16 protein-coding genes and 1 pseudogene are annotated in these 25,844 nt (G+C 62.3%); 15 read left to right on the top strand and 2 right to left on the bottom strand.

The window, feature by feature from the left end; genetic code table 11:
* Positions 1 to 64: 64 nt before the first annotated feature.
* Positions 65 to 958, top strand: a complete 894-nt coding sequence (gene rclC, locus AC5ZG5_RS30180; protein WP_283813290.1) for a reactive chlorine resistance membrane protein RclC — start codon at positions 65 to 67, stop codon at positions 956 to 958.
* Positions 959 to 1,435: 477 nt separating this feature from the next.
* Here the strand turns inward: rclC and AC5ZG5_RS30175 are convergent, their stop codons facing one another.
* Positions 1,436 to 1,849 (bottom strand): hypothetical protein, encoded by a 414-nt coding sequence (locus AC5ZG5_RS30175; RefSeq protein ID WP_130227833.1) that lies wholly within the window; start codon positions 1,847 to 1,849, stop codon positions 1,436 to 1,438.
* An 836-nt stretch (positions 1,850 to 2,685) separates the two neighbouring features.
* Between AC5ZG5_RS30175 and AC5ZG5_RS30170 the strand changes: the two genes are divergently transcribed.
* From AC5ZG5_RS30170 to AC5ZG5_RS30140, 7 genes are all read left to right on the top strand, one after another.
* Positions 2,686 to 3,657: an MBL fold metallo-hydrolase gene (locus AC5ZG5_RS30170; protein WP_130227834.1), complete on the top strand. Its 972-nt coding sequence runs from the start codon at positions 2,686 to 2,688 to the stop codon at positions 3,655 to 3,657.
* Between the two features lie 163 nt (positions 3,658 to 3,820).
* Positions 3,821 to 4,228 carry a DUF302 domain-containing protein gene (locus AC5ZG5_RS30165; protein WP_130227835.1) on the top strand — a complete coding sequence of 136 codons (408 nt, stop codon included), beginning with the start codon at positions 3,821 to 3,823 and terminating at the stop codon, positions 4,226 to 4,228.
* 336 nt (positions 4,229 to 4,564) lie between these two features.
* Complete coding sequence (sorA, locus tag AC5ZG5_RS30160) at positions 4,565 to 5,773, top strand: SorA family sulfite dehydrogenase catalytic subunit (protein ID WP_456645003.1); 1,209 nt, start codon at positions 4,565 to 4,567, stop codon at positions 5,771 to 5,773.
* A gap of 11 nt (positions 5,774 to 5,784) precedes the next feature.
* Entirely contained in the window at positions 5,785 to 6,117 is a 333-nt protein-coding gene (sorB, locus tag AC5ZG5_RS30155) for a SorB family sulfite dehydrogenase c-type cytochrome subunit (RefSeq protein ID WP_130227837.1), read from the top strand.
* Between the two features lie 329 nt (positions 6,118 to 6,446).
* Complete coding sequence (locus AC5ZG5_RS30150; RefSeq protein WP_130227838.1) at positions 6,447 to 6,872, top strand: aminotransferase class I/II-fold pyridoxal phosphate-dependent enzyme; 426 nt, start codon at positions 6,447 to 6,449, stop codon at positions 6,870 to 6,872.
* Entirely contained in the window at positions 6,869 to 7,387 is a 519-nt protein-coding gene (locus tag AC5ZG5_RS30145; RefSeq protein WP_456645004.1) for an aminotransferase-like domain-containing protein, read from the top strand. The genes AC5ZG5_RS30150 and AC5ZG5_RS30145 overlap by 4 nt, the downstream gene beginning before the upstream one ends.
* Before the next feature lie 244 nt (positions 7,388 to 7,631).
* Positions 7,632 to 7,961 carry a hypothetical protein gene (locus AC5ZG5_RS30140; protein ID WP_130227840.1) on the top strand — a complete coding sequence of 110 codons (330 nt, stop codon included), beginning with the start codon at positions 7,632 to 7,634 and terminating at the stop codon, positions 7,959 to 7,961.
* A gap of 21 nt (positions 7,962 to 7,982) precedes the next feature.
* On the opposite strand, the gene AC5ZG5_RS30135 is transcribed toward AC5ZG5_RS30140, so the two are convergent.
* Positions 7,983 to 8,306, bottom strand: coding sequence for a hypothetical protein (locus tag AC5ZG5_RS30135; RefSeq protein WP_456645005.1), 324 nt, complete (start codon positions 8,304 to 8,306; stop codon positions 7,983 to 7,985).
* Between the two features lie 394 nt (positions 8,307 to 8,700).
* Here AC5ZG5_RS30135 and AC5ZG5_RS30130 point away from each other — a divergent pair, with 394 nt between their 5' ends.
* The 7 genes and pseudogenes from AC5ZG5_RS30130 to AC5ZG5_RS30100 all read left to right on the top strand — a co-directional run bounded on the left by AC5ZG5_RS30130 (position 8,701) and on the right by AC5ZG5_RS30100 (position 25,795).
* Positions 8,701 to 9,570 carry a c-type cytochrome gene (locus tag AC5ZG5_RS30130; protein WP_456645006.1) on the top strand — a complete coding sequence of 290 codons (870 nt, stop codon included), beginning with the start codon at positions 8,701 to 8,703 and terminating at the stop codon, positions 9,568 to 9,570.
* 188 nt (positions 9,571 to 9,758) lie between these two features.
* Entirely contained in the window at positions 9,759 to 10,145 is a 387-nt protein-coding gene (locus AC5ZG5_RS30125; protein WP_130227842.1) for an AMP-binding enzyme, read from the top strand.
* A gap of 1,104 nt (positions 10,146 to 11,249) precedes the next feature.
* On the top strand, positions 11,250 to 11,876 hold the full coding sequence (locus AC5ZG5_RS30120; protein ID WP_456645007.1) for a secretin and TonB N-terminal domain-containing protein: 627 nt from the start codon (positions 11,250 to 11,252) through the stop codon (positions 11,874 to 11,876).
* Complete coding sequence (locus AC5ZG5_RS30115) at positions 11,873 to 12,385, top strand: RNA polymerase sigma factor (protein ID WP_130227844.1); 513 nt, start codon at positions 11,873 to 11,875, stop codon at positions 12,383 to 12,385. The genes AC5ZG5_RS30120 and AC5ZG5_RS30115 overlap by 4 nt, the downstream gene beginning before the upstream one ends.
* 91 nt (positions 12,386 to 12,476) lie before the next feature.
* Positions 12,477 to 12,635 (top strand): annotated as a pseudogene (locus AC5ZG5_RS30110) (FecR/PupR family sigma factor regulator); the annotation flags it as partial.
* 108 nt (positions 12,636 to 12,743) lie between these two features.
* A complete protein-coding gene (locus AC5ZG5_RS30105) occupies positions 12,744 to 13,484 on the top strand; it encodes a FecR family protein (protein ID WP_456645018.1) in 741 nt (246 codons plus the stop codon).
* A 143-nt stretch (positions 13,485 to 13,627) separates the two neighbouring features.
* The gene (locus AC5ZG5_RS30100; protein WP_456645008.1) at positions 13,628 to 25,795 is read left to right on the top strand and encodes a filamentous hemagglutinin family protein; all 12,168 of its coding nucleotides are present in this window, start codon (positions 13,628 to 13,630) and stop codon (positions 25,793 to 25,795) included.
* Positions 25,796 to 25,844: the final 49 nt, after the last annotated feature.

The raw sequence follows: 25,844 nt of genomic DNA, 5'->3' as shown, positions 1-25,844 counted from the left end.
CGCGAAAGCGGGCATGTAAGCAGGGGTAAGGGGCCGAATACCGCGGGTCACAGGAGCCACTCGAATGAACTGGAATTGTAGCGCGATCAGACAGGAGACGCTACGTCTCGGTACGTTTCCCACCCAGCAGTCAGCAGATCAGAGCCCGCATTCGCTTTCTGCTGTGACTTTGTTTGAACGCGAAGAGCTAACCCGAAAGCTGCACCCGATATCCTCGTCTTTCGATCCGACGCAAGCCGTGTATTTTGAAAAAACATTCGGATTATTGAAATACGACACGACCGGATGCTGCAACCTAATCGTGTTCGATGAAATGGATGAGGAAAAGGTCATGATCGGCTATCTCCGTTTCGTGCTTGAATGGATCGCGAACACCGACAAGGTAGGTATGCAGGTGATGCGCGTGGCGATTGCAATCGTCTTCCTGTGGATCGGCGCGCTCAAGTTCGCCCCCTACGAGGCCGACAGTATTACACTGTTCGTTGCAAACAGCCCGTTTTTGTCATTTTTTTACAAGCATCCCAATCAATACAAGGCCCACCTTACGAGGGAAGGAGAGTTGAAGCCGGCTGATAGAGCCTGGCAGACGGAAAACCATACCTATTCGTTCTCGGATGGATTGGGTTCAGTCGAGATCATAATCGGCCTGCTGACGTTGGTCGGGCTTTTCTCGCGTCGATACGGAATGTTGGGAGCGATACTGGCCTTTCTCACGCCATTCGTCACGTTGTCGTTCCTGATCACGACGCCCGAGGTTTGGGTCCCGGCGCTTGGCGATACGCCGCACGGCTTCCCTTGGCTCTCAGGCGCCGGTCGGCTGGTGATAAAGGACGTCATGCTGTTGGCCGGCGGCTGGCTCATCATGACCGACAGCGCCCGCGCCTTGCTCGAGGTCGGCCGGCAGCCTGCTTCTGATCTGGGAGGCGTCCGCCATTTTCTCGGCGTGGGGAAACTGTAAGTGGTGAAGCTCTGACTGGCGGAGCATCACTTGCTTCAAATCAACGCTTGCTCGTGGTGATCGGGCTGGTGCTCAGATTGATGGGGCTCGATGCCGGTTCACGCGGCGAGGCGACGAGGACACCTTTGGGCCCCAGCGGTGCGCCTCACCGGCTGATCACGCTGGTCTTCGGCTTCGTGCTATAGCCGATCGCGATGATCTGGCCTATCTCGATGTGCCCGCGAACTGGACGGCGGAGTCCCGGCCATGATGATCGCCCTCATGACGCTCAATCGGGCGCTGCCGTTCGCGCTGGTCTGGCTCGGCGCCATCCGCTTCGGGGCGTTTGCGAGGCTTCGCCCTTGATCACGAGCGCATTTGATGACCCTCTGGGCGACCAGCTGTCTACGCCGGTGAGCTGACGAGGCGATCTTCAATTCAGACTCTCAGGTCGGATCGACCAGTTTTCCACTTGATCGCGCCTTCTGCATTGAACAGTCAGCCCGACAAGAGCCTGAACTTATTCTCGGGAAGCTCACTCACTGAACTGTCGTGCCATGGCGGCCGGCGCCTCGGATCCTGCTCTTCCGGACGTTCACTGTCGGTTATATCGATCGCGAGGATGCCATCCGTGGCATCTTCGGTTAGCAATTGTTCCGTGAACGGCTGCATGACCAAGCATGAGTGACCTGGATTGGCTATAGCGACGCTCGCCAGTTTTTTGAGCGGCGATCGCAAGTGAGCCCAATGCTTGACAATCAGCGACCAATTGCAACCGTCCTTTAGCGCGCCGTTCAGAAGGCCGTTTGACAACGGATCGTGAGGTGCAAAGACACCCAGGCTGTTTGCGATGTCGATCACATGCAGGCCAGTGGGAAGAAGCACCAGGAGGCCGACTTTGTCCTTGCTCATCCTAACAAGTCTCATGACTTTCTCCGTTCGGCAGCAGTGCGGTTGCCGTACCGCTACCTCGTTCTAGCGAGTAAAGTTGTTCCGCCCCGAGCATAGAACAGTACCAAGATTAGTAATTCTGGCTGTACCATCGCGCGATGGCTGCCGTCATTGGCGGTTTTGACAGGTTTGGTCATCAGGGTTAAAGGCGGGAACAGACACGGCGCTGTCCGCCCGCGTCTTTCCGGCATCATAGGATTTTCTGGACATTGCACGGAAATCTTGGCCGATAGATTGACCGCCTTGATGAGGCGATCCCACGAAAGGGGGCGTCTGCTTGTCCTGCAACGTCCAAAGGCATCGGCCTCGAACACTTTCTCGAATTTCGCTTTTGGCATCGCGTTTCTACAAGACGTCGGTGAAGCCTTCGCCATACCAACCATCTAGTACCGAGCGCACCTCCGTCAGTGCGTCCGACGATCAATACAGAGCCATCAACCTGCTCGGCCCAGCATCTTTGGTGACCACAGACGTTGTCTGGATTGTCTGGAATGTCAGGTGGGTCGCAGATGACACGCGACCCCGACTCCAAACGTTGCAATAGAACCTGCGCAGGCGAAGGCCAAAGCCCGCGGCTACCGCCTGTCGCACAATCTGAGAGCTCGTGGCTTTCGAGATCGACGATCAGCGTAACAATCGGAAGTGAAGGAAAGCATACGCGATGGTCGCATATGCCCTTAGCACCGACGGAATGAGCCGATCCAAAGCGTGCGTTTCGACAAGGCTGCGTGCGGATCTAATAGCCAGTAGACCCATTCTCATCCACGCTGAATTAGTATGGGTCAGGGAAGGACATCATGCCGACAAACCTGCCTGCGATTCCATCGACCGCCGTATTCCTATGTTCGGCTCTTCTTGCTTTTGGATATGCTGCCGCCGCACTTGCCGCTGCGCCAGCACCCGTAAAAGGCGACTATTTCCATACCGGGGCCGGCGCGCGATATCTGGAGCGAGCCAAGGGCGACATCGTCACCGTGCCCTTGCGCGGCAATATCAATGTCCTGATGGGATCCGGGGCAAATATCGTGGTTCTGTCGGGAAGCGAGGGCAAGTTCCTCGTCGATGCCGGCATCAAGCCGTCGAAAGACAAGTTGGAGGCGGCTCTCAATAAGATCAGCCCGTCACCCTTGAAATATGTCGTAAACACCCATTGGCACTGGGATCATACCGACGGAAACGAGTGGATGCAGGCAGCCGGCGCCACGATCATTGCACAGAGAAATACGCTGAAGCATCTTTCCGATACCACTCGCATCGATGATTGGAATTGGACGTTCGCTCCCCTTCCGGCCGGCGCGCGCCCGACGATCATCGTGGAAAATGAGAGGGATTTCACCTTTGCGGGCGACTCCATAAAGGTGGAACATTTCGGCCCCGGCCATACTGACGGCGATGTGTTGGTGTACTTTGAAAAGGCCGATGTGATGGCCTTCGGCGACACGTTCTGGAACGGATACTATCCGTTCATCGACAACGAACACGGCGGCAGCGTCAATTCGGCCATCGCCTGGGCTAACAAGGCTATCGAACGCACCACGAATCAAACAATCCTGGTTCCTGGTCATGGGCCGGTCGGCAACCGCGCTCACTTGATCGAGTTTCGCGACATGCTGGTCGCGGTGCGCGATAAGATCGTTGCACTGAAGTCACAGGGGAAATCCCTCGAAGAAATCATTGCGGCGAAGCCGACCGCGGCCTTCGACGACAAATGGGGAAGATTTGTGATCGATCCGGAGTTCTTCACCAAACTTGTGTACGAAGGACTGTAGACGGTAGCCGTGGCCGTGCCGCCATCGACAAAAGGGCTGGGTTGGTGCCACGGCGCAATCCAGGCTGCAGTGATATTGAAACGCCGCCTCGCGAGCTGGAATATTGGCAAAGAGGCTTGGCCGGCCTCAGTGTGAACGTCTGAACCGCTGCAAGGGGTGACACATGACTGATAGCTTGATCGTCGTCGTTTCCTCCCGCCCTTTCGACGACACGCTGAATGCCCTGGTCGCCAGCGTGAAGCACAGGCAGGTAGAGGTGTTCGGCATTGTCGACCACGCCGCCAATGCGCGGGGCGCAGGCCTTACGCTTGGCCGCACCACGGTGGTGACGTTCGGCGGGGCGAACGCCGGCACGCCTCTGATGCAGGCGCACCAGACGCTGGGCCTTGACCTGCCGTTGCGCGTCTTAGTCTATGAGACCGCCGAAGGCCACGTCCGCATCGCGTATCGCGAACCCCGCGATATCCTGGCCGGACAGGGCGTGGCGCCGGACGCTTTCCCTTCGGTGGGCATCATGTCAGCCATGCTGGCGGCCGTCTCGGCCGAGGCCGCCGGTGGGAAACCCGAATAGACAGAGCGCCAGGGCAGTCATGAAATCGAAACGGATGAGGAGATCCGCCAACGGTTCGGTCACGCATCCGGTGTTCATGTGCGGGGCGACAACGCCAACTTGGTGCGTGACCTAAGGCACGAAAGGACGCGTTAGGCCTACGACGCCGCCGACTCGGTGGTCTAAGCCGATGACAGCGTGATGAAATATGCACGCCGCCATGCGTGATGAAGGTTTCGCTATCGCTTGATCTCAACCGACGATGTGGCTTTCGAACGGCAATCATCTTGCGGAACGCTTTGGCGCTTGCGGCGAGAGCTGAACGTCACTTGGACACAAGGCAACAGGAGGACCGCTGTGATCGACAGACGCACCTTTATACGCTCCGGAGTTATGCTTGCAGCATCCGGTGCCGTTCTGCCATTTTCATCAAATTCAGCTTTGGCTGAGACTGTGACGTTGCCGTTCGGCAATGGCGAGCGGCCGCTGGTCAGATACCCTCAGAAGCGTTTGATGATCGGCCTGACCAGCCGGCCCCCACAGTTGGAGACGCCGTTCTCGGTGTTCAATGAAGATGTGCTCACGCCGAACGATGCGTTCTTCGTGCGCTACCATCTCGCCGATATTCCTCTGGAGATCGATCCGGATACATTCTCCGTTGAGATCAAAGGAAAGGTCGCCAAGCCGTTGAAGCTGTCACTGGCCGAGATCAAGAAGATGCCGGCCATTGATCTCGTGGCAGTCAATCAATGTTCCGGCAATAGCCGGGGATTTTCGGATCCACGCGTCGCCGGTGGTCAGCTCGCCAACGGCGCCATGGGCAATGCACGTTGGCGCGGCGTGCCGCTGAAAGCGGTACTCGATAAGGCCGGCGTGCAGCAGGGCGCCAAGCAGGTGACGTTCGGCGGCCTCGATGGTCCGGTGAGCGATAGAACACCGGATTACGTCAAGGCGCTGGATATCGATCACGCCCGTGATGGCGAGGTGATGCTGGCCTATGCCATGAACGGGACTGACTTGCCGCTGCTGAACGGGTTCCCGCTGCGGCTCGTGGTGCCCGGCTATTTTGGGACCTATTGGGTCAAGCACCTGAACGAGATCACCGTGCTCGACTCGGTGTTCGATGGCTTCTGGATGAAAGGAGCATATCGGATCCCGGACAACAGCTGCGCCTGCGTCGATCCCGGCGCCGCACCGAAGTCGACAGTGCCGATCAATCGCCTCAACGTCCGTTCTTTCATCACCAACCTGACCAACGGCGCCAAGGTGAAGGCCGGGGGCCCCACAATAGTCAAAGGCATCGCCTTCGATGGCGGAACTGGTATCAAGGACGTCAGCCTGTCGCCCGACGGCGGCAAGACCTGGCAGGCGGCCAAGCTCGGCAAGGATCTTGGCAAGTATTCGTTCCGTGAATGGCAGCTCTCGGTCGGGTTGCCGCCCGGCGCGCATGACCTCAAGGTTCGCGCCACCAACCAGGCCGGGCAGACACAGCACGAAACTGCAACATGGAATCCGTCCGGCTACATGCGCAACGTGATTGAAACAACGTCTGTTACAGCAGCCTGAGGAGCCTAGTCATGACCTTGCACAGGACTGCGTTGAGAGCAGTATCGATGATGGCGAGTGTTGCTGCGATCGCCGGCATCAGCGTCGCAGTTCGGGCCAAACCGGTCTCTTACGAGCTCCCTCCGGAAACCGCCACGTTCAAGCCGGGGCCAAACCTTGAGGTGGCGCAAGGCAATTGCACCGCGTGTCATTCGTCCGACTACATAAAGACTCAGCCACAGGGCCCAAAGTTTAAGAAGGATTTCTGGCAGGCCGAGGTCATGAAGATGATCAAGGTGTACGGCGCACCGATCGACGAAGCGGACGTCGGCAAGATCGTCGAGTATCTGTCGCAGACGTATTAAAGCGACTGCCTGTCGATCCGGCCGAACTGGTCCCGCGCTGCCTCGGGGGCCTCACGGGTGGATCTCGGGACGGCTTCGAGGCGCTATATGGATCAGTCGGGCACCGGTGAAGATACTGGTCGACCAAATACTATCTGAAGTCAGGGAGCAGTTTGGCGCGTTCTCCGGGAAGGCGCTTGCCTTTTGCGGCAGCTCACGACGCGGGGAAGTCGCGCAGAAAAACGTAATGAGATGGTGAAAGTGGGTTCAGAGCCTCGCCCCTATCCCCTAAGTCGGGGCCGGCGGTTGGAAGAAATTCAGTCTTTGGAGCATGCCAAGCCGAGCGTAACATCGCTGCAGAGTGGCTTCGTTCGCGCATCGCGAACGGGCGTGGTGATCGGCTCGTGATCTGCCCGGGAACTCAGAACGCAATTTTCAATCTGCTTAAAACGCTGATGTCGCCGGGTGATGTGGTTCTCACTGAAGCGCTGACCTATCCCGGGATAAGGGCTGCGGCCGGATATGCGGGCGTTCGCCTGGTCGGGGTCCCGATGGACGAGCACGGCGTCGTTCCGACCGCGCTTGACGCGGCGTGTCGGCGACATGCCCCCAAGGCGGTGTATTTGGTTCCGACTATCCACAATCCGACGACGGCGACAATGCCGCCTTGTCGGCGTGAGGAGGTGGCCGAGATAGTGCGGAGAAACGACGTATTGCTGCTGGAAGACGACGCCTATGGCCCACTCGAGCCGGACGCGGTGCCGCTTGCTCATTGATTCCGGAGCGGACATACTTCATGGCGAGCCTATCAAAGTGTATCGCACCCGGCCTCCGTGTATCATTTGTCCTGACCCCCGGCCGCGCGTCCGCGGAGCTTCTGGCGACTGCGCTGCGCGCAAGCGTTCAGATGCCGACGCCACTAACCGTCGCGCTTGTCACGCGGTGGCTGCAGGACGGCAGCGCCAATGCGATCATCGGCGCCATTCGAGCCGAAGCGGCAGCAAGACAAAAGTTGGCCGCCAGCGTGCTCGCACCACACTGCTTTTTGGCACATCCCAACGGCCATCACATCTGGATCCCGTTGCCGGGTGACTGGACCAGCACCGAATGGGCGCCGCATGTTCAGAGACAAGGTCTTGCGGTCGCCAGCTCCGAGCCATTCACCGTCGATAGCGTTCCGCCTCACGCTGTTCGTATCTCGCTCGGCGCCGCCAGCAGTCGATCTGATCTCATCAGAGCATTGGATGTCGTCGCCACCGCATTAAATCATCGATTGACCAAATCCGTCTGAGCCAACGCAATCGAACCAACTGCGTTGCCGTTAACAGGGGCCGCTGAGTACCCATCCGGGTGACTGAAAATACCAGACGGCGGTTCTGATCTATCGAGGCAGTTTAACTGCGGTATGCCCAGGCCGAATCTAGCTTCCTTTCTGGCCTGTAGGTCCCCGGTCCATACAGCCTCATCGGGGCCAGGTTTATTTCCGGAAAGCGAGCGCTATTTCAGTCCGTGCAAACGCAAGAGGAAGAAAAAGGATGATAATTTCATTTTTACCTCTACTCCTGGCTTCGCAACTGATCGTCACGGTTGCGCATAACGTTCCAAACTTCGACATTGAACGGGGGTGCAAAATCGACAGTGCCTCCGTATTCGACCCAAATGTAGGTTTGAGCGCAGCGATCAAGAAATGTGTGGACGACGAGCAAAAGGCAAAGGATCAGCTTCAAAAGCAATGGACGCAATTTGCACCGTCCGAAAAGAAAATATGCATGGGGTTAACAGCTGACGACGCTTCGATCCCACCAAGCTACGTTGAGCTGGAGACGTGCTTTTATGGTCAACGGTTAGTACGACCGAAGGATTAGCAGGTAAGGCGAGTTTGTTATTCACATCAAGAGCGCAATAGAGCGCCCACTCGCGGACAAAAACCCGCAGCCTTCCGCCGGCGCCGTCTTGCCTTCGACAAGCTGCCGTTGGTGTCGAGGCGCGCTCCTGTCAATCGCACGCACGTTCATACAGGCGAGGCAATCCACTTCGTCTGATTCCATCCACTCCCGCGAATCATATCCATGCGCGCCGTCACTGCCTGCCTTGTTTGCCGCGCGATGGGTTTCACCGGCGGGCTCGCCGTCGCCCACCGGATATGGATTGAACGAAAGTTGAAAAAAGAAAAATGAAGCAATCGTCATTGCCGCGATGCCGTCGATCACGTCGGGTCTGCACGCCACGGCGGCGGACGCGCAGCTCATCATTTCCGGCTAGCCGCGGTCTATGCGGTCTTTCTCATCACCGGCGGACGGCTTGGCGATATTTATGGACGCAATTTATGGACGCAGGTCCGTCTTCCTGATCGGGCTTGCCGGCTTCGCCGTGGCTTCCGCCTTCTCCGGTCTCGCCTAGTCAGGGCGACGACGTTCAACCCCGTGCGTGGCGCAAGGCACGAACGGGCGCGTTAGGCCCACGACGCCACCCGCTCAGTGGCCTAGCTTTGACGGCACGCTGCCGACGGCTGCCTCGCGAGATTTGTCGTCGGCGTGAACGACCGGCAGATTCCATTCTGCTCAGTTCACGTCCGCGTGCGCAATCATTTGTCTAGGAGTAGCAATGCAAAACATCGTTGTGCTGGTGGTATTGATCGTCATTGCTGCGTTATTGGCCTGGTCTGGTTTCCGCACTTGGCGTGTTAAAAACCACATCGGCAAATGGGGCGGCGCAGGTCTGTTGGCGCTGCTGTCCGTCCCGGTGTTGTCTGCCAGCGCGCTCGCGTCGCTCGGGATGATCAAGCGGCACAGCCGCTCCGCGCCCATCCCCGATATCAAGGTTGCGGCTACGCCGGATCTCACTGCGCCTGGCAAGGATATAGCCGACCGTCTTTGTGGCGCCTGCCATTCACTCGCTGGCACGCTCACCGGCGGCTACGATCTCGCGGTAGAACTCCAGGTTCCAATCGGGTCCTTCGGGGCTGCAAATCTTACTCCGGCCGGGCCATTGAAGCACTGGTCCGATGGCGAGATTTTCCGCGCAATTCGTAACGGCGTCGACGCGGAGGGCCGGTGGCTGACATTGATGTCCTACGTCAGGGCCGGCCGACTGAGCGACGACGACATCAAGGCCGTGATCGCGTATATTCGTAGTGTACCGGCGGCAGGAAATCCGACGCCAAATCCACCCGATCACATGAATATGCTCGGCCTTGCCATGCTCGGTGCTGGCATGCTGCCAAGCGATCCGCTGCGCCGGCCGAGATCCGTGTGCTGCGGAAGGCGGTGCAGCGCAATTCCCGATAGCAGCATCGCGCACGCAGCCGCCGAACCCGTGCGAAAACGTGAAAGCCAGATGTTGTTCAACCACTCGGTTCGGGTGTTTGTGTTCGCTGCGATGAAAGGAATCCGCCAGAAGCTAAAATTCGAGGACGAGCTGCTCTACGTCTCCGCGTTGTTTCATGACTTGCATGACGCTCCGTGGAGCAGTTGAGCCATCGAGCTGGCGCGACAGGGCAGGGTGCAATCCGAATTACAAATCTCGGTACTATCTAATGAGCCGGATGAGCACATCGCTTCCGCGGAAGAAATGGAGCAGCGAGCAAATCCGGAGGCGCGATCAAGTTGATCGCGACCGGTACCGCGACGCCGACAGCTCAAAACCTTGTAAGGAATTCTCGGATGACGCAACGCATGAAGTACCGGAGCGTGACGCCGGCCGCTGGTCGCGAGAAGGATGTCATAGTCCGCGGCGGGTCCGCTATTTCACCGATCGAGATCGAAAGAGCGTTGCTGAGCCATCCGCTGGTGCGCGATGCGGCGGTCTTTGGCGCGCCGGATCCTGTGCTGGGCCAGCGCGTGGCGGCCGTTGTGCAGCTTGAGGGCGGTAGCGACGAGGCGGCAATCGATAACATTGTGGGCGCCACCAGGGAGCAGCTGGCGGATTACAAAGTGCCGGAGCTGCTGGTGGTCGTGGACGCTGTGCCGCGCAACCCGCTCGGGGAGATTGATCGCCAAACGTTGGCACAACTTATTCTCGGCATACCCGCTCACCAGCGTTTGCAGTGAGAACCGGCGCTAGAGCGGGGTGGGATTAGATTGAATCGATTGAGGATTCCGCGCTGGAAGCCGTGCGCCGCCAGTCTTGCGAAACAGCAGCAGCCGCCAGCACCTGTCCTCGCTGCCGCAGAGCCAGACTAGGTTTCTGAAGACCGCGGCTATTCGTCATGTCCCACGGTGAGTTCTTTGACTAATGCCAACATAAAAGTGGCAGTGGCAGGTTGCTGACGATACAGAACGGAAAATTGGCGAGAGAAGTTCAATGGGACGTTTTTCGAACCGTAGATTGGAGCAAATTCTCTCCACCAACTCTGCTCCACCAGGTCGCAGTGTCGTCGATCAATATAATTGCTGCATCCTAGAGATCCGCGCCAACTCGCCTATAATCCCCAGTCGATCCGCGCCGGTCGGACCATCTATGGAGATCAAGTCGATAAACTGCTGTTGGCTGGGAAAATTACCGGCGTACCCTACTAGACCCCACGCGAGCGCTAATTATCCTAACCTAGCGATCGGAGTAGATTGGAGGCTGACCACCAATTGACCACCGAAACACCGTGAATAAACGGCGATAATGGTGGCCAATCGCGAGCAAACTGCACTGTTTTTGTTGATCTTTCCGATTGCTACTTACGTTCGGGACGCAAGGGACGCCCACAGTCAGATCGCTACTTGAACCGAATGTCGGTATCGGTGGTTGCCCCGCAACCAACCAATACGGCCTTCATCACCACTACCCAGGGTTTAGTCTAGCTTCGGTACACACAGCTCGAACTCACGAGGCCGTCGCGTCGACGGGGCTGATCGCATTGCCAATCAATCTCATTGTCGTGAAACGGTAATATTCGCTCGTTAGCTTCCGCGGCATCGTCGGCGACGGGGCGGTTGCCGACGCATTATCTCGAGGCCGTCAGCAAGTGGATCGTCGAACACGTCGTGGACGGCAGTTGTTGTCCTGTCTACACGACGGACAGTCTATGCTTCAATAAGTCGAAGCGATAGCCAGGCCGGATCGAAGCGGGTTTCAAGTTGTTTTGTCTTGGGCATGGTCCCGTGCGGACTTGGGCGGCCGCGCTAGCGTTGACGGGAATTATTTCGACGACCGGATTGGGGTTGGCCCAGACCGCATCAATGGACGGGCCGATCGAATTCAGCATTCCGACGCAGCCCTTAGCTTCCTCGCTCGATCGTTATGGAGACGTGACCGGACGGGAGGCCTTTTACGATACGAGTCTTGCGCAAGGCCGTGTGTCCGGCGATGTCCATGGTGTATTCACACCACGCGAGGCCTTGCAGAAGCTGCTGACCGGAACGGGGCTGTCGGCGCGGTTCATGGCCGACAATTCGTTCGTGCTATTGCCGGCGTCGCAAATCGGCAAGCCAGCATCACGCCCGTCGGGCTCGGCGGCGTTGGATCGGCAGTACTATGGTCTCATTCAGGACCGACTTCGAGACGCATTCTGTCGAAGCAGCGACGCCCCTCCGGGCAACTATCGCTTTGTCGCAGTGTTCTGGATCGGTCCAAACGGCGCAAACGAACGGTCGCAACGTCTTGGCTCATCTGGCAATGTTGGCGTCGATCAGCGCATAGACGCAATCCTGCGCGATGTCAGATTTGATGAGCCGCCCGCAGGATTCCGGCAACCGGTCCTCATTATGGTCGTACCGCAAGCGGCCGGCGTGACCATGGGCTGCGACGCCCCGCTCCCGGTCGCGCGACAGACGAGAGGCGCACCTTGACGGACGCAGCTCTTTCGACCTTACGACGACTGTTCATCGATCGGTATGATGACCTCAAGGCACGACTGACGAAGCGGTTGGGCTCCGCGGACCTCGCTGGAGACGCGTTGCACGATACATGGGTACGACTGTCCCGTGCGGATTCCGTCGGCGTCGTCCAAAGCCCCGACAGCTATCTTTTCCGCGCCGTTCTCAATGCGGCAGAAGACCAGCGCCGTGCCGACAAACGCCATCTGACAGCCATCGAGATCGACAGCCTGTTCGATCTGGCTGACGAGACGCCTGGCCCCGAACAGGCTTTGCAGGCGCGCTCCGATCTGCAGACATTCGAGTCGGTGCTCGCTGAGCTTCCTCCGCGTCGCCGGGCCATCCTGCTGGCCCGGCGCCTCGACGGCCTGTCGCGGGAGGAGATCGCCGCCCGGCTTGGCGTTTCGATCCGCCTGGTGACAAAGGAATTGCGGCTCGCCCACGAGCATTGTGTTGCACGTTTCAGGAATTTGCAGGATTGATCGTGTCCATTTGGCCGTCGAGAATCGTCCTTGAAGCCAAAGGGCCATTGATGGCCGATAGCAGCAACGCGCCGGGCGGCGCGGGACCGAGATGACCACAATGCGCGACCATTCCGCCGAACTTAGGCCGGTGGAACGTGAGGCTGTCGCCTGGGCGCAGAAATTGCTGTCCGGGGACGTAACGTCGGACGATGCAGAGGCGTTGAAGCGCTGGTTGGCGCAAGGCCCCGATCGCGCCGCGGCATTTGCAGCGGCGCGTCGCGCTTGGCGCGACGTCGGACCGATCGGTGAAGTCCTGCGCCATCGCGGGGGCGAACTGGCCGTCGATCTCTCTGAACTGAGCTTGCGCCGTCAGGTCATGAACCGGCGCGTCCTGCTCGGCGGCGGATTGGCTGCAGCCGCCGGGGCGACGTATCTCGCTATCGATCCGCCGTTAGGCTTATGGCCGTCGCTATCCGAGGTGCGCGCTGATTTTCGCACCGGAACCGGTGAGCAGCGGGTCGTGACCTTTGCAGAGAATGTCTCGATCAACATGAATACGCAGACGAGTCTTGCGATTCGCCATCCCCAGGATGGTGTCGATCGAATCGAACTGATCGCGGGTGAGGCGTCGTTTGCGACGTCGTCCCACACGCGCGGAGCATTGGCGGTGCTGGCCGGAGGCGGCTCGGCCATCGCGAACACTGCCCGCTTTGACGTCCGCCACATAACGTCCGACCAGAAGGGGGCCGTGTGCGTCACCTGTTTCGATGGATCGGTTCACATTGTACACGGGGCAAACGCGGCGGAACTTCAGCGGGGGCAACAGATCCGCTACGACTTGAGCGGACTTAGCCAAATTGCGACGGTCGACATGGAGAGTGCGTCTGACTGGCAACGTGGCATTGTCGTCTTTCGCGCGACGCCGCTGGCGGAGGTGGTCGCGGAAATCAACCGTTATCGGCCGGGCCGCATCATCCTAACCAATGCAGTCCTTGGGAAGCGCGAGGTCAATGGCCGTTTCCGAATCAATCAGATGGACGATGTTCTGACGCGGTTGGAGCAGGCCTTCAACGCCAGGATCCGGAGGTTGCCCGGCGGCATCATGCTGTTGGGCTGATGGCAAAAAAAGACTCAAAAAAATTCTGGATTCTGTGCCCGTTTGCGATCGGGATTCCGTCTTGCTTCTGACATCACCCTGGAGACCGCCAGCCGGCGCGGCGAAGGTCGCACTGGTCGCGAGGGATTGCAAGGAGCCCCTGCGTGCCCCTCCATCACTTCGACTGCCGCTCATCCCATGCCCGTCGGTCGTTACTCCGCACCGTCAGCGTGCTTGCGCTCACATTAGTGGGCGTCCACAGCGCGCAGGCAAGGCCGCTCGGCGGCTCGTCGGGCGTTGCGGCGACGACGGCTGCGATCAACGCGGCCAGTGCGGCCTCGCAGCAGGCGCAGGAGGCGGCGAAGCAGAGCCAGGGCGCGCTGTCGCGGGCCGTCCAATCCATGCAGGCGGTGCAGGCGGCCGCGCGGGCCGCCGCGATGGTCTCGCAGCGCTCGACGACGTTGCCGCAGGTGAGCGTGCCGAACGGCCTTGCGGCCGGCGGGCTGCAGGTGGCGCCGGGCGGCGCCTGGCAGGGCGCCAATGCCCCGACGCAGTCGGTCAGTGGCAGCCAGACCAATGTCGGCATCCAGCAGACGGCCGCACAGGCCATCCTGGAGTGGAACAGCTTCAACGTGGGTGCCCAGACCACCTTGACGTTCAATCAGCGCGGCAATGCCAACTGGGTGGCGCTGAACCGCGTCACCGGCAGCAACAGCCCGAGCCAGATCCTCGGCAACGTCAAGGCCGACGGCCAAGTCTACATCATCAACCAGAACGGCATCATCTTCGGCGGCGCCAGCCAGATCAACGTCGGCTCGCTGATCGCATCAACCGCTGACATCACCAACGCCCAGTTCCAGACGAACGGGATCTACGCGACGCAGAGCGGCACCGACAGCAACAACCACCCCAACTACGTGCCGAGCTTCACCGGCGCCGGTGGCGTGGTCAGCGTGGAGGCCGGGGCGCAGATCACGACCCATGCGCCGGCCTCGGCGACCTCGGGCGGCGGCTATGTGCTGCTGATGGGCACACAGGTCAGCAACGCCGGCCTGATCCAGACCCCGAACGGGCAGGCCGCGCTCGCCGCCGGCGACAGCTTCGTGCTCCGCCCCGGCTACAGCACGATCGGCAACCCCAGCTCGACCACCCGCGGCACCGAGATCGCGCCGCTGTTCGGCAGCGGCAGCTTGAGCGGTGCGGTCGGTAACAGCGGCCTGATCTACAGCCAGCAGGGCGATATCACGCTGGCGGGCCATGCCGTGACCCAGGACGGCGTCTTGCTGTCGACCACCTCGGTGAACCAGCGCGGCACCATCCATCTTCTGAATTCCGCCAGCGACGGCACCGGCCGCGTCACCCTGACCGGCAATGCCTTCACCGCAATCGTGCCCGAGACCGACAGCGGCGCCATCGCGCTCAATTCCAAGCGCGACGCGCTGATCGCGGATTCGGCGACGCAGAACATCGCGCGGCCCGCTGCCGCCGCGGGGCAGTTCGACAACCTCTCGCTGCTGGCCGACCGCGAGGACCAGTCGCGGATCGAGATCGTCAGCGGCGGGATCGTCGATGTCCGGAACGGCTCGCTGACCCAGGCGCAGGGTGGCCAGATCGCGGTCGGCGCCGGCCAGCGGGTGTTCGTCGCAAATGGCGCCACGCTCGACGTCTCCGGCACCACCGGCACCGTGCTGCCGATGAGCGCCAACAACATCCAGGTCAACGTCCAGGGCAACGAGCTGCGCGACAGCCCGCAGAACCGCGACAGCCGCAATCTGTTCAACGCCAATGTCTGGATCGACGCCCGCGACCTGACGCTGGTGCCGGCCGGCACCGGCGGCTACGCCACCGATCGCTATTATACCGCGGGCGGCCTCCTGGAGGTCTCGGGCTATCTCAACAACACCGGGCACCGGATCGGCGAATGGACCGCGGTCGGCGGCAGCATCACGCTGGCGGCGCCGGAGGTGATCGCGCAGCCGGGCTCGACCTTCAACATCTCCGGCGGCTCGGTGAGCTATGCGCCGGGCTACATCATGACCAGCAATCTGCTTGGCGCCGATGGCCGCCTCTACAACATCGGCAATGCGCCGGCGGACGTAAAGTTCGCGGCGCTCGGCGGCAGCTTTAGGCGCCCGCATCGCGTCGAGGGCAAGGTTGACGATCGGCTGACCGAGATCTGGGCCTCGCCGTTCGGCAAGGGCGCCGTCAACCTGCGCTGGGAGGACGGCTACACCGCGGGCCGTGACGCCGGCAGCCTGATCCTGTCGACGCCGACCTCGCTCTTCGAAGGCCAGATCGTGGCCGGCGTGATCGACGGCGAGCGCCAGCGCAACGCCCGCCCGGCCGGCGTCACCGATGGCTACAAATTGACCCAGGACGTGGCGCCGCTCGCCGGCACCTTGGCGCTCGGCCAGTACACGGCCCTCGGGCTGGCCGGCGCCTACGGCACCGATGTGGTGTTCGGCAACGTGGCCGCCAATGTGGCCAGTTCGATGTCGGCGGCGAGCTCAGTGCCGACCGAGCGCGCCAACACCGCCTGGTTCGATGCGCCGACGCTCGACAGCTTCGGCCTAGGCGGCCTCAACATCAACACGACCAACAAAATTGCCGTCAACGCGCCGCTGAGCTTCGCGCCGGGCGCGCAGGTCAAGCTGGTCGCACCGACTGTCGACGTCGCGGCCGACATCACGGCGCGCTCCGGCACCGTCACCGTCAGCAACATGCTTACCAGCGCTGCTGTGGGCACCAAGACGCTGACGACCCCAGCCGGCGGCGTCGACCTCACGCTGAGGAGCGGCGTTACGATCGACGCCCGCGGATTGTGGGTCAACGAGTCGACCGATCCTGACAGCGCCGCCAACCTCGGCTTCCTGAACGGCGGCAGCGTCACCTTCGATTCGTCGCAGAATGTCGCCTTGGCGGCGGGCAGCACCATCGACGTGTCGTCTGGCGGCGCCGTCCTTGCCGACGGCAAGACCCAGGGCGGCAAGGGCGGCAATGTCACGATCATGGCCGGCCACGCACAGCAGGACGCCGGGACGCCCGGCGATGGGACTCTCGTTCTCGACGGCACCATCCGCGCCTATGGCGTCACCGGCGGCGGCACGCTGACGATCTCTTCGCCTGGCAACCTCCTGATCGGCGACAACGCAGCGCTGGCGGGCGGCGTGCTGCCAGCCGGCGCGCCGGCGCCCGTCGCGCTGAAGTTCAATCAGGCGCTGACCATTCCGGCGGGCCAGCCATTGCCCGTGGCGCTGACGCTGACCTTTACCTCAATCGCTTATGACGCGCCGCTCCCGGTTGACGTCCGGTCGGCGGGTGCGCCGAGCACGCCGACCGGCGCGGAATGGATTATTCCGACTGGGATATTGGTGCAGACACGGGTAAACGGCAGCACAGAGTATTACGAGGCAGGTCGCGTGTTGCCGGCGGGGTCGGTCATCTCTGGCTTTAGCCTGGGCGGATACACCGGTGATGTCTTTCCGGCCGGCACCGTCTTCCCTTCGAGCGTTTTTCTCAACGGCATTCCCGTCAAGCCCTATCAGATCACGTACGCCGCTGGATCGGTTCAATCCACGCCGATGACCTATCCGGTCGGCGCGATCATTCCGGCGGGAGCGGTGCTGCCCGTGACCGTGGCGATCACGCCGGCGCCCGCGCTCACTCCGTCGTTCTTCACCGCAGGATTCTCCAGCTACGACATCAATGGCGGGCAGGGGGTTCTCGTCGCGAACAACACCGTTCTTACGCCCTCGATGCCGGTCTACCGGTTTACCGCTGACAGCTATACGGCGCGCAGCGGCAGCGATCCGTCGTCGGCGATGTCGCTATGGCTGCCGCCGCTGTTCACCGAAAGCCCGACGAGCGCGACGCTGACGCAGCGCGCCGGCGCCAGCGTGACCTTGCGGTCGCTGATCAGATCCGGGGGCGGGGGGCTCGTCGATGGCGGCGCGATCGTCGTCAGCGACGGCGCGTCGATCAGCGTCGATCCCGGGCAGAGCATCAAGCTCGATGCCTTCGGCCAGATCACCGTGCTCGGCAATCTCACCGCGCGCGGCGGCAGCATCAACCTCGTCAACGACGCTGATGGCAGTTCCTTTGACCAGGGGCGCAACTTCGATGCGGCGGGTAACGGCCGCGGGGTTTCGATATGGATCGATGCCAATGCCAGGCTCGACGTGTCCGGGCTGGCTTACCGCGCGTTCGATTCAGCCGGTCACCCTTACGGCCAGGCAACCAATGGCGGCGCGATCGCCATCAACGGCGGCGGCGCCTTCGTGATCGTCCGTCCGGGCGCCGAACTCAATGCTGACGGGACGCAGGCCGCGATCGATCTCGCGGCGGGCGGCAATCCGCAGACAGCCAGCCAGCCGCTGACGCTTGCCAGCAACGGCGGCTCCATCAGGCTGTCCTCGCAGAGCGGGCTCTACCTCGACGGCGACATGCGCGCGTTCGCCGGTGGCGCGGGCGCCGCGGGCGGCAACCTCTCGATCGCGCTCACCACGCCGGTCTTCCAAACGCAGTCGTTCCCCTTTGACCTGACTACTAAGTCCGCCTCTATTCCAGCGACCGCAGTCCTCCCCAGCGTGATGACCGTGGTGCAGGAGCGCCAGCCGTCGTTGTTGCCGTCCGACATCGCGCCCGGCACCAAGGCCGCCTCCCTCATGTTCGGACGGACCACGGTGAGCGCCGACATGGTCAAAGCCGGCGGGTTCGACAGCCTGACCCTGATCTCCGGCGACTACATGCACTTCTCCGGCAACGTGTCGCTGGCGCTCGGCCGCAGCCTGACGCTGACCGCGGCGGCCTTCACGTCAGGGGCGCCCGTGTCCGGACCGATCGATTCCTCGATGCAGCCGACGACCGGCAGTGTGAAGCTGTCGGCGCCCTACATCCTCTTCAGTGAACCTGCGTCCGAGGTCAAGGATGGGTTCACCAGCGGCAGCATTCGCAATCCCGGCGGCGCGGCGGTGCCGACCATCGCGACCTTCGAAGCTGACGCTAACCAGATCGACATCCAGGGCCTCGTCCAGTTCTCGGCGCGCGTGCCGAACAACATGTTTGCGCCGGGGTTCCTGACGACGAAGCTGGTCAGCCAGGGCGACATCCGCTTCCTGTCGATGGCTGAGGTCATCACGACGCAGCTCGCCACCAGCGGCAATCTCGATCTCCTCGCCGCACAGCTCTATCCGGCGACCAACACCCTTGCCGCCGTGATCGCGGGCAGCGGCAATTCCGATCCCACCGTGACGCTAGCCATCGGGCGCACCACCGACACCATTCCGGACGCGCCGCTGTCGGTGTTCGGCAGCCTCGCATTCCAGGCACCGATCGTCGAACAGGGCGGCATCGTCCGCGCACCGTTCGGCTCGCTGACTTTCGGCATGGGCTATCCTGTCTTCACGCCACGCGTCGATCTGCTGCCCGGCAGCCTGACCTCGGTCTCCATGGCGGGCCTGACCATCCCCTATGGCGGCACCATCGACGGAGTCACCTACAGTTACAACGGGGCCAGCGTGCGCTCCGTCGCTCTGACCAACTATGGCAACACGGGGAATTGGTCCGGCATCACGCTGGATGGGCAATCGGTCAATGTCGCGAGCGGCGCAATATTGGACATGTCCGGCGGCGGTACGCTCAGCGGCGCGGGCTTCGTCTCCGGACGCGGCGGCTCGGTCAACGTGCTCGGCACCCCGCTCGCCAACGCCAATCCCGCGACCCCGGTCAGCAAGGCCAGCGACAAGGTCTACGCCATCGTGCCCGGCTATGCGTCCAGCTACGCACCGATCGCGCCCGAGAACGGCGCGGGCGATCCGGTGGTCGGCCAGCAGGTCACCATTCCGGCGGGCGTTCCGGGCCTGCCGGCCGGCACTTACACCTTGCTGCCGTCGAATTATGCGCTCTTGCCCGGCGCGTACCGCGTCGAGCTTGGCGGCAGCAGTACCAACTCGATCACGAGCCCTGCATCGGTGGGCAATGGCACCTACGTCGCATCGGTGTCGACGGGCATCGCCAACACCGCGATCAAAAGCAGCCTCCCGGTGACGGCCCTGATCACTTCAGGCGCTTCGGTTCGCAACTATTCGCAATACAACGAGCAGAGCTACAGCGATTTCCAGATTGCGAACGTGACGCAGTTCGGCGGCGTGCGTCCGCTGCTGCCGGCCGACGGCAAGGCGCTGCAGGTGAAAGTCGAGGCGCCGTCATCGCCGGCGACGCGATCGGCACTGACGTTCGACGGCACGGCCTTGTTCCAGGGCGCGCAGGGCGGCATTGCGGGACAAGCGTTGCTGCAGGGCGTCGGTGAAATCTATGCCGATGCGCCGACAGCCGGGTTCACCAGCGGCTCGGTGCGCGCAGCCGATCTCAATGCGCTCGGTGCACCGCGCCTGATGGTCAATGGCTACGATGGGATCGTCAACGGCGCGATCGTGTTCCAGGGGGGAAGCGACATCGTCATCCGTGACGGGGTCACGCTCAGAGCAGGTGAGATATTCCTGGTCGGCGGCAACATCAGCGTCGGCAACAATGTGACCTTGACCACGGTCGGGCGGGGCACCGCGCCGTTCGATTCAGACTCGATCGGCATGCGTTACAACACCGCCTACGGCGTCTCACTGCTGGCGTTGTCCAACGGCAACCTCAATTTCCTCGGTTCGCAGGGCAACGGCGCCATCACGATCGGAGCAGGAGCGCAGCTTTATTCCGAAGGCACGCTGGCGTTTGCGACCAACGGCGCGTCGAGCATCGACACCAGCGCTCATTTCGGATCGCGCAACATCGCGCTCGCGGTCGGCACCATCAATATCGGCGACGCCGCGACCGTCGCCGCGGCCGGCGCACCGACCGGGTTGCTGTTTGACCAGACGCTGTTCAACACGCTGGTCAACGGCGATCCGCTCCATGGGGCGCCAGCACTCAAGACCTTCACACTTAGCGCAGCCAGTGCCGTCAACCTGTTCGGCAGCGCCGCGCTCGACGCCACCGGCAGCGGCGTCGATCTCGTGCTCAACGCGTCAGCGATCTACGGATACGGTGCGGCAGGCGACCGCAACGTGATTGCCGCCAACAGGATCACCTGGAACGGGATCGCCGGCGCCACGCCGCCGGCCATCGCCGCGGGCGGGCCGGGCACCGGCACGGGCACGCTTGATCTCGTCGCCGACGTGGTCGATTTCGGCCGCTTCGTCTCGCTCGATACCAGCTCGGTGCGCCGCGTCGTCTACGGCTTCGACAACGTCAACATCACCGGTCGATCGCAGATCGTTTCGGCGGGCGACGGCAAGCTGTATGTCTACCAGTCCCCGAGTTCCGATCCTGCGGCCGTGTTCGGCCGGAGCGGAACAGGCGGCAACCTGGCGCTGACGACCCCCTTGCTGACCGGCGTGCAGAAGTCGGTCATGGCCTATGCTGCCGGCGGCGCGCTCAACGTCGTCGCACCCGCAGGTGCTAGCCCGAGCGCGGCAAAGACCACGGTGTCGGGCGCCGAGATCGATCTTACCGGCGACAGCGTCGCCATCGGCAGCACCATCCTGCTGCCGAGCGGCAAGCTCGTGGTCAACGCCACCAACAACATCGCGCTCAATGACGGCAGCCGCATCGATCTGAGCGGCCAGCCGTCTCAGATCCAGAAGGCCACGGTCTACGGCTTCGGCGGCACGGCGATCTTCAACAGCGCGCAGGGAGGCCTGACGCAGGCCGCGAGCGCGACGATCGACGTCTCCGCCACCAACGCCGATGCCGGATCGATCAGCATCAGCGCGGTCAATGGACCGGTCGCGCTCCACGGTGCGCTGAACGGCACGGCGGCGGGTGGCTACACCAGCGGCGACTTCAGCGTCACCACCGCCACGCTCTCCAACGCCGACTTCGCCGCGCTCAACGCGCTGTTGACCCAGGGCGGCTTCTTCGACGCGCGCAGCTTCGACATCCGGACCGGCGATCTTGTTATCACCGACGGCGTGAAAGCCCGCAGCGTCACGGTTTCCGTCGACGGCGGCAGCCTCACCGTCGCCGGCACCATCGATGCCTCCGGCGCCGCGCCGGGTACGATCCGGCTCTCCGCCGGCAACGGGTTGACGCTGGCCTCGAGCGCGGTGCTCGATGCTCACGGCACGGTGCTGCAGGCCGACAGCTACGGCCACGCCATCGAGGCGAAGAACCGCGGCCATATCGAATTGACCGCCGCGGGCAGCACGCTCACCCTGTCGCCGGGTGCAACGATGAACCTCACCACGCCGGATGGCGTGGCTTATGGTGACGTCCAACTGAACGCGCAGCGCACCGGCGAGACCTCGGGCGACATCGCCATCGCCGCCGCCGGTCCGCTCACCATCAAGGGCGCGTACAGCATCGCGCTCAACGCATTCTGGACCTATGACCTGCCGGGTGGCAGCGCCATCAGCCAGGCAACGCTTGACGGCTACGACGCCGCGAGCACAGCCTTCATCAATGCCGCGCTGACGAACGGCGCGCTGCAGGGCAGGATCGCAGGTTTGTCGTCCTACGGCCGCACCTTCCATTTGCGCCCGGGCGTCCAGATCACCTCGAGCGGGGACCTGTCGACCTCGGGCGATATCGACCTCGCGAAATATCGTTACGGCGCGAGCGCCGATCGTGACCCCAACTCCGCCACTTACGGGGCAGGCGAACCGATGGCGCTCGTGGTGCGCGCGGCAGGCGGCCTCACCGTCAAGGGAAGCATCTCGGACGGGTTCAAGTCAGCTCCGGGAACGCCAGCGGTCTACACTCCGATCGATATCCCGAACGATCCCAACGCGCAGTTGTGGTCGCCCAGCGACACCAGCCTGAACAATTCCAGTTACGTTTATTCCCGCAGCGTAACGCTGATGAATGACTGGACGATACCAGACGACCAGTTCTACCAGGATATGGTCTCGATCTATGGGGTCCCATTTGTCGATATCAATGGCCGTCAATATTGGCCGGGTAACACCATCCCGGCCGGCACCACGCTGGATCCCGGACCTTCGTTAGGGGGGAACAACTTCTTAGTCTTCGATATCGCCAATTTACCTCCCCTCGGAGCGGTGGTCACGCCCGGAATTCCCGGCGCGACCGGAACATCGGCGACAGCGCCAATGCTCGCGCCCGGTTCGCTCTCCGCGTCGGTTCGCCTCGTGGCAGGTGCAGATCTCGCCGCCGCCGATCAGCGCGCGCTGCAGACGGCACGGGCGCTCAACGGTCGCGGCAATCTCACGCTGAACGATCCCGCTTACGAATCCTCGCGCATGTTCAGTGTGGTCCGCACCGGTACCGGCAATCTCGACCTGCTCGCCGGTGGAAGCTTCAGCGAGGCCACGCCTTACGGCGTCTACACCGCCGGCACACAATCCGCGCCGGTCCTCGCGGCTGACGGCAGCAACCCTTACGACGTCGTTGGAGCCGCGAGCAGCGGCACTTGGCACGCATGGTATCCGGAGCATGGCGGCGACCTCCTGCTCACGGCTCAGCAGGATGTCACCGGCAACATCCAGATATCCAACAACAACAATCGCTGGGTCGACTCCGATCTCACCGGCAACTGGTTCGGCCGGCAGGGAGGCGGAGGCTTGTCCGCCGATCCGACCGCGTGGTGGGTCAACTTCGGCTCCTACGCAAAGACCTCTCCAGATCCCGACAAGAAGCAGTTCGTTGGTTTCCAGGGTATCGGCACCCTCGGCGGTGGCAACCTGACTGTGATTGCGGGCGGCAACGCCGGCGTGACAGGCAACGGCTCGACCGGTCTCGATCTCGCGGTGGCTTCGACCGGACGGGTGCTGGCGGACGGCACACTGCTGCAGACCGGCGGCGGCGATCTCACACTGAAAGTCGGCGGCAAGCTCAACTTCGTAATGCCGATCTTATCTTCGCAAGTGCCCGACTATTACGGCTCTATCACCGATCTGCGCGGCGATATTGTCGTGAAGGCTGGTTCTATCGGCGCGTTCGCGGTGAACAACAGCGGTGCCGCCTTCACCTCTGTCGATCCGCGCGCAACCGATCCCAATATCTTCAAACGCTCGCTGAAGACGCCTGGCCCGATCTTCACTCCGGGTGACGGCACCGTCAGCATCATGACGCGCGGCGACCTGGTGTTCGGCGGCGCCGGTGATGCCGGCATGGGAGCCCTGGTCGATCTCAACGGCATTCCCTACACGCTGCGCAATGCGGATGGCACGACCACGCTCGTCGCCAGCGGCGGACAATCGAGCTTCACGCTATGGAGGCCGGCGACTGCGATCAATCTGTATTCAGCCGGCGGCGACGTCGCACCGTTGACGGGGACCGCCTTCAACGCCGTCGAAAACAGCAACAGCTTCTATCCTGGTACGTTGATCGTCGCGGCGGCCGATGGCGATATCCGCTTTGCGGAGCCCGTGTCCGCCAATCAGACCTTCCCGGTTCTCGAACTGATCCCATCGCCCTCAGGCCAGCTCGAACTGCTCGCCGCAGGCTCGATCTACGGCTCGACCCAGGTGGTCGCAATGTCAGGGGCCGATATGAGCACGCTGGCAACGCCGTTCCGTCCCGTGTTTACCATGCCGGTAAGCAACGGCAGCATCACGCACGCCAGCCCGACCTCGGCCTACATGCTCAATCCGTTCAATCCGATCGCCTTCGGTGAGGACACGCCCATCTCCAATCTGCATGCCGGCGATACTCGGCCTGCGCTGGTCTATGCCGGCGTCGATATCGACGACCTGATCCTCGGGCAGCAGCAGAACGCCAGCAGCAACTTCCGAACCGCTCCGAACCGCGACACCTGGTACATCGCAGCCAAGCCGTTCGAGGTGATCGCCGGGCGCGATATCGTCGGCACTGGCACGACGCCAAGCGTGTTCCTGAACACGAGCGAAAACGATATCTCGCTCGTGCTGGCCGGCCGCGATATCATCTACCAGTCGGTCACCATCGCAGGCCCCGGCCTGCTTCAGGTGCAGGCCGGCCGCAACCTGTACCAGGGCTATTACGGGTCGCTGGTCAGTGTCGGCGATATCGTCAACCCGTTGAACAAAGCGGGTGGCGCCGGCATCACGGTGCTGGCGGGCGTCGGCCCGAGCGGTCCCGATTATGCTGCTTTCGCCAAGCTGTATTTCGATGCCGCCAACCAGTTGCCCAAGGACACGCCGCTCGCCGGCAGCGGCAAGGTGGTCCACAGCTATCACCAGGAGTTGCTGGCCTGGCTGCAGAAGCGCTTTGGCTACACCGGCACCGCAGCGGACGCGCTCGCCTTCTTCCTCGCTCTGCCCACGGCGCAGCAAGGCGTCTTCGTGCGTGACGTCTATTACAAGGAGCTCACCCAGAGCGGCCGCGAATACAGCGGTGCGATCACGAGCCCGCGCCTTGGCTCCTATTTGCGCGGCCGCGGCGCGATCGCGACGCTGTTCCCGGATCAGGATGCCAACGGCAAGCCGAGCGCCTATTCAGGCACGCTCACGATGTTCAGCGGCTTTACAAAGGATGTCTTGGGCAATCCCCACCTCGCCGATGCCGGCATCCAGACCCAGTTCGGCGGTGGCATCCAGATCCTCAATCCGGGCGGAAGGACGCTTATCGGCGTCGAAGGCGTGTCGCCGGGCGCCGGCGCGGGCCTGATCACGCAGGGCTCGGGCGACATCGACGTCTATTCGCTCGGCAGCGTGCTGCTCGGCCAAAGCCGCATCATGACGACCTACGGCGGCAACATCCTGGTGTGGTCGGCCACCGGCGACATCAACGCCGGCCGCGGCTCGAAGACGACGACGATCTTCACCCCGCCCAAACGCACCTACGACCCCTACGGCAACGTTTCGCTGTCGCCGGCCGTGCCGTCGGCCGGCGCCGGCATCGCAACGCTCAACCCGATCGCGGAAGTGCTGCCAGGCGACATCGATCTGATCGCGCCGCTCGGCACCATCGACGCGGGCGAGGCCGGCATCCGCCATTCCGGCAACGTCAACCTGGCCGCGCTTCAGGTCGTCAATGCCGCCAACATCTCCGGGCAGGGCACGGTCACGGGCGTGCCGACTGTGCAGGCGCCGAACATCAATGCCGCGCTGGCGGCGAACAGCACCGCCGGAGCAGCGCAAAAGACTACGGCGCCGACGCAGTCCACCACCAGTGACCAGCCGTCGATCATCATGGTCGAATTCCTGGGCTTCGGCGGAGGGAATGGCACGGAGCCTGATGCCAACAGGGAACCCGCGCGCAAGAAACAGAGCCAGAACTACGACTCCAACGGCATGTTCCGGGTGCTCGGCAACGGCACCTTTACGGCGGAGCAGACCAAGGATCTGACAGAGCAGGAGAAGCGCAAGCTCGACGACGAAGTGAGGAACAGAGCGTTGTAAAGGCAATGCGGCTGCAACGAGTCGTCGGAGGTTGTCGCTGAATTGCCGG

The sequence above is a fragment of the Bradyrhizobium sp. Ses1 genome, from assembly GCF_059512365.1.
Note: the sequence above shows the minus strand (reverse complement) of the source record. Positions and strands in the feature narration are given on the sequence as shown.

What these genes read in the sequence shown, in the direction of transcription:
- rclC (WP_283813290.1), top strand. Translation starts at nt 65, where the DNA reads ATGAACTGGAATTGTAGCGCGATCAGACAGGAGACGCTACGTCTCGGT.
- AC5ZG5_RS30175 (WP_130227833.1), bottom strand. Translation starts at nt 1,849, where the DNA reads ATGAGCAAGGACAAAGTCGGCCTCCTGGTGCTTCTTCCCACTGGCCTG.
- AC5ZG5_RS30170 (WP_130227834.1), top strand. Translation starts at nt 2,686, where the DNA reads ATGCCGACAAACCTGCCTGCGATTCCATCGACCGCCGTATTCCTATGT.
- AC5ZG5_RS30165 (WP_130227835.1), top strand. Translation starts at nt 3,821, where the DNA reads ATGACTGATAGCTTGATCGTCGTCGTTTCCTCCCGCCCTTTCGACGAC.
- sorB (WP_130227837.1), top strand. Translation starts at nt 5,785, where the DNA reads ATGACCTTGCACAGGACTGCGTTGAGAGCAGTATCGATGATGGCGAGT.
- AC5ZG5_RS30140 (WP_130227840.1), top strand. Translation starts at nt 7,632, where the DNA reads ATGATAATTTCATTTTTACCTCTACTCCTGGCTTCGCAACTGATCGTC.
- AC5ZG5_RS30130 (WP_456645006.1), top strand. Translation starts at nt 8,701, where the DNA reads ATGCAAAACATCGTTGTGCTGGTGGTATTGATCGTCATTGCTGCGTTA.
- AC5ZG5_RS30125 (WP_130227842.1), top strand. Translation starts at nt 9,759, where the DNA reads ATGACGCAACGCATGAAGTACCGGAGCGTGACGCCGGCCGCTGGTCGC.
- AC5ZG5_RS30105 (WP_456645018.1), top strand. Translation starts at nt 12,744, where the DNA reads ATGAACCGGCGCGTCCTGCTCGGCGGCGGATTGGCTGCAGCCGCCGGG.